The organism is Gluconobacter sp. OJA (genome assembly GCF_039638325.1).
Classification (GTDB): Bacteria; Pseudomonadota; Alphaproteobacteria; order Acetobacterales; family Acetobacteraceae; genus Gluconobacter; species Gluconobacter cerinus.
In genome coordinates this window covers 1-3538 of record NZ_JBDIWI010000011.1, presented here as the reverse complement: position 1 = coordinate 3538, position 3538 = coordinate 1, and the positions used below count along the sequence as shown (strand labels likewise).

5 protein-coding genes are annotated in these 3538 nt (G+C 59.9%); 2 read left to right on the top strand and 3 right to left on the bottom strand.

Features of this window, described 5'->3' with window-relative positions:
* Positions 1-214: 214 nt before the first annotated feature.
* Positions 215-751, bottom strand: a complete 537-nt coding sequence (locus ABDK75_RS17810) for a hypothetical protein (RefSeq protein ID WP_061487132.1) — start codon at positions 749-751, stop codon at positions 215-217.
* The gene (locus tag ABDK75_RS17805) at positions 748-1005 is read right to left on the bottom strand and encodes a hypothetical protein (protein ID WP_061487133.1); all 258 of its coding nucleotides are present in this window, start codon (positions 1003-1005) and stop codon (positions 748-750) included. The genes ABDK75_RS17810 and ABDK75_RS17805 overlap by 4 nt, the downstream gene beginning before the upstream one ends.
* Positions 1006-1219: 214 nt before the next feature.
* Between ABDK75_RS17805 and mobQ the strand changes: the two genes are divergently transcribed.
* Positions 1220-2275: a MobQ family relaxase gene (gene mobQ, locus ABDK75_RS17800; RefSeq protein WP_061487134.1), complete on the top strand. Its 1056-nt coding sequence runs from the start codon at positions 1220-1222 to the stop codon at positions 2273-2275.
* 53 nt (positions 2276-2328) lie between these two features.
* On the top strand, positions 2329-2658 hold the full coding sequence (locus ABDK75_RS17795; RefSeq protein ID WP_346006612.1) for an SMR family transporter: 330 nt from the start codon (positions 2329-2331) through the stop codon (positions 2656-2658).
* A 38-nt stretch (positions 2659-2696) separates the two neighbouring features.
* On the opposite strand, the gene ABDK75_RS17790 is transcribed toward ABDK75_RS17795, so the two are convergent.
* Positions 2697-3296: a helix-turn-helix domain-containing protein gene (locus tag ABDK75_RS17790; RefSeq protein WP_194256257.1), complete on the bottom strand. Its 600-nt coding sequence runs from the start codon at positions 3294-3296 to the stop codon at positions 2697-2699.
* Positions 3297-3538: the final 242 nt, after the last annotated feature.

The following is a 3538-nucleotide window of genomic DNA, read 5'->3' as shown; positions in this document are numbered from 1 at the left end:
CCCTAAGAAAGAGAAAAGAATCTAATCCCCCTGTTGTCCCCCCTTTTTTCGGTGGAAAACTGCCATTCCGGGGTCTGCTCCGGCGCCCTTTGGGCGGGCTACGCCGCTCCCGCTCCGCGCTCGCCCGGATCCTGTGACGCCGGCAGAATCGGGCGAGAGAAAATGGCTCAGGAAGGAATGAGGGAGCTGGCCGGCTTTCCCATCCGGGTGACGGTCAGGGGATATACCAGCCGCTAAGGTTCCCTTTGGCGTCCAGTTTCGGGAAACAGACCGTCCGGCCCTTCTGGCGTTCCATGGTCCAGCCATCCCCCTTGCACAGGGCCAGCATATCGAGGCTGCCAAGCTGGTCGAGGCCATAGGCCCGCTGTCCGGCCGGGGTGTTGGCCCAGCTGGCGGCGGCCTCCTGATTCCGGGCTTTCTGGTATCCGTCCGCGTGCCCGGTGTCCCATCCAGCCCGCTGACCGAAGAAATATCCCCCGCCAAACGCCACCAGAACGAGCAGGAAGGCCGTCAGGCCCGTCCAGAGTAGAGAGGAGCGTATTTCGGTCTGAGCGGCCTGTAGCGCCTTCTGTGAGGCTCCTGTGGCCTGTTTAAGAGCGGCCTTCATTTCGGCCGACAGAGTGTGTTCCTGCTGGTTTCGGGCCGCCTGATCGGACCGGACGGCCCGAAGCAGACGGTTTGTCTCCGCCATTTCCCGGCCGAGCTGGTCGAACGCAGCCAGCCCGTCATCCAGCTCGCGTTCGTCGGTCATGACCGGTCAGGCTCCGGCTTCTGCCAGCCCTCGAACGCCTTGTGGTCATGGTCGCGGGTGATGCGTTTCATCAGCTCGTCAATGACCCGGCCGAAGCGTTCATCCTTCCCGGCCGCGTCGATCAGCAACCCACCCAGAATGACCTTGCGGCGGGTGTCCAGTTTGCGTTCCTCGGCGGTCTGTCTGGCGAGCAAAGTCTGATACCGGGCCTTGGCCTGCTCGACCTGCTGTTTTGCTTTCTCGATGGGTGTCATTTTTTCTCCTGCCCCAAGTGGGTGCAATGGTCTGTCGTTATTCTTGTCCCCGCGTGACCCTGTTGATGATACCCGATTTTTCGGAAGTTTCCTTGATTCGTCGCGGAACGCAAACAACCCTTGCGACGAAGTAGTAAAGGGCGCACTTTAGCATTGTTCCAATGCGTGCGTCAGGGACGTTCCTTCCCTGAACCCTTCCTTATCCCGGTGACCCGTGGCGATCTATCACCTGTCCGTCAAAGCCATATCCCGTTCGGCCGGTCGCAGTGTTGTCGCTGCTGCTGCCTATCGTGCCGGTCAGGAACTGACAGACGAACGGCAGGGCCTGACGCACGACTACACCCGCAAACAGGGGGTGGAGGATGCGTTCATCGTGGCTCCAGATGGTGCAGACTGGGCACAGGACCGGAACGCCCTATGGAACGCAGCCGAAGCGGCCGAGAAAAGGAAGGACGCCAAGACCGGCCGGGAATACGAGCTGGCGTTACCGGCCGAACTGGATGCGGGCGCACGGAAGGAACTGGCGCGGGATTTCGCGGCCGAGCTAGTGGCGCGGTACGGGGTGGTGGCAGATGTGGCGATCCATGCACCCGGCCGGGAAGGGGATAACCGGAATCATCACGCTCACATCCTCACCACGACCCGGACGGCGGGGGCGGAAGGGCTAGGGGCCAAGACGCGGGTTCTGGACGTGGCCAGCACCGCATCGGCCGAAATCGAGCACATGCGGGGGGTGTGGGCGCGCCAGGTGAACATGGCGCTAGAACGACACCTGGTCGAACAGCGGGTGGACCACCGGAGCTTCGAGCGCCAGGGGAAGGAACAGGAGCCGACCCGGCACATGGGCGTGTCAGCGACCGCCCTAGAGCGTCAGGCGGCCCGCGAGATTCCCGGCCGAGATCCTGTGACGGATCTCGGGAAGCAGAATGCGGAGATCCGTGAGCGAAACCGGGTGCTGGAAACGGCCCGCAAGGCCATGGAGAAGGCGCAGGAGCTGTTCTCCGGCCTTGAGAAGCGGGCACGGCTGGCGGTTGGTCTGGCCCGGAAGCTCGGGGAGCGGATGGAGCAGCAGCGGGAAGCCGAACGCCAGAGGCAGGAGCGGGTCCGTCAGGCCGAAATCAGGCGGGAAATGCAGCGGCAGGCAGAGCAGCGGGCGGCCGATGAAGCCCGGAAGGCCGCCGAGCTGGCAAGACAGAAGCAAGCCGCCAAAGAGGCCGAGAGGCCAACAGTCAGGCGTTCCCGTGATCGGGGGCCAAGTATTGGGTTTTAAAATTTGAATGCGCGAATCAAAAGCGGCTTTCAATTCTTCAAGGAACTACATCTGTGAGCTATTTTTATCTCGGTATAGCCATTGTTGCCGAAATCATCGCAACTTCTCTTCTTAAAACCTCTGAAGGTTTCACACGTCTTATCCCGACGATCATTCTTGGTATTGGCTATCTCGTTGCCTTCTATTGTCTTTCGATGGCTCTCAGAGATATTCCGACCGGGATTGCTTACGCAATCTGGTCTGGTGGGGGTATTGTTCTTGTTGCTGTAATTGCCTGTATTTTTCAGGGACAGAGCCTCGATCTACCTGCAATGGTCGGAATGGCTTTGATCATTGCAGGTGTGTTGGTGATGAACCTCTTTTCAACAGCAACGGGGCACTAATTCTGTTTGCATAAAGGTGAGTTCGTCGGACAGGTCGGTCATGATGCTCCCCCCTGAAGGAGTTCGAGTTGCATGGGTGGCCGGGTCTCCGCGGCTAGGGCCTTGCGAACGTCCAGCGAGCCATTCCATGCCACATGCGGATTGATGAAATATACGGCTATTCCTCGGCCCTGCATTCCTTCGATCTTACGCCGTTCACGGCGGATTACGCCCATTTTTTCCAACGTTCCCATGATCCGGCTGACGTTGGCGGGTGCGCATCCGATCCGTTCGGCGAGCTGGTCACGAGTAAGCAGAACCTCCCCGGTGTCTTGCCGGAGATTGAGTATTATCAGATCAAAAGCATGACGGACCTGATTGGGTCGAGCATCTGATGGTAATTCGCGGATGGCGTCCCAGATCGCGGCGGTCTGTGTACGGCTCAACATGCTGAAACCTCCCGGCCAAAGCCCTTCGGCGGTGTCTGGTCGCGCGGCCTTCTGTAGCGCGTGTGTGGCCCTTGAGATGGCTATACGCGCCTCTCCGGGCAAATGATTCAGGAGTTCTTCGGACAGGAGCGAGAGCTGCTCGGCCGCCTGTGCGGCTTCCTCCTGTCCTGACCGCTGTGGTTTGGTGGTGAGGCGCACAATCTGGGCCATGTCTTGCTCCCTGTGGAGAACCCGTTTTTACGTGTCAGGCTATGGCACCAATACGTGTCAGATTCCGACACGTAAAACAATTCATTTCTCCCAGTTTCTTGCGGGGTGTGGCGATCCCTAAGAAAGAGAAAAGAATCTAATCCCCCTGTTGTCCCCCCTTTTTTCGGTGGAAAACTGCCATTCCGGGGTCTGCTCCGGCGCCCTTTGGGCGGGCTACGCCGCTCCCGCTCCGCGCTCGCCCG

Coding starts and splice junctions, on each gene's coding strand:
- ABDK75_RS17810 (WP_061487132.1), bottom strand. CDS start 751: ATGACCGACGAACGCGAGCTGGATGACGGGCTGGCTGCGTTCGACCAG.
- ABDK75_RS17805 (WP_061487133.1), bottom strand. CDS start 1,005: ATGACACCCATCGAGAAAGCAAAACAGCAGGTCGAGCAGGCCAAGGCC.
- ABDK75_RS17790 (WP_194256257.1), bottom strand. CDS start 3,296: ATGGCCCAGATTGTGCGCCTCACCACCAAACCACAGCGGTCAGGACAG.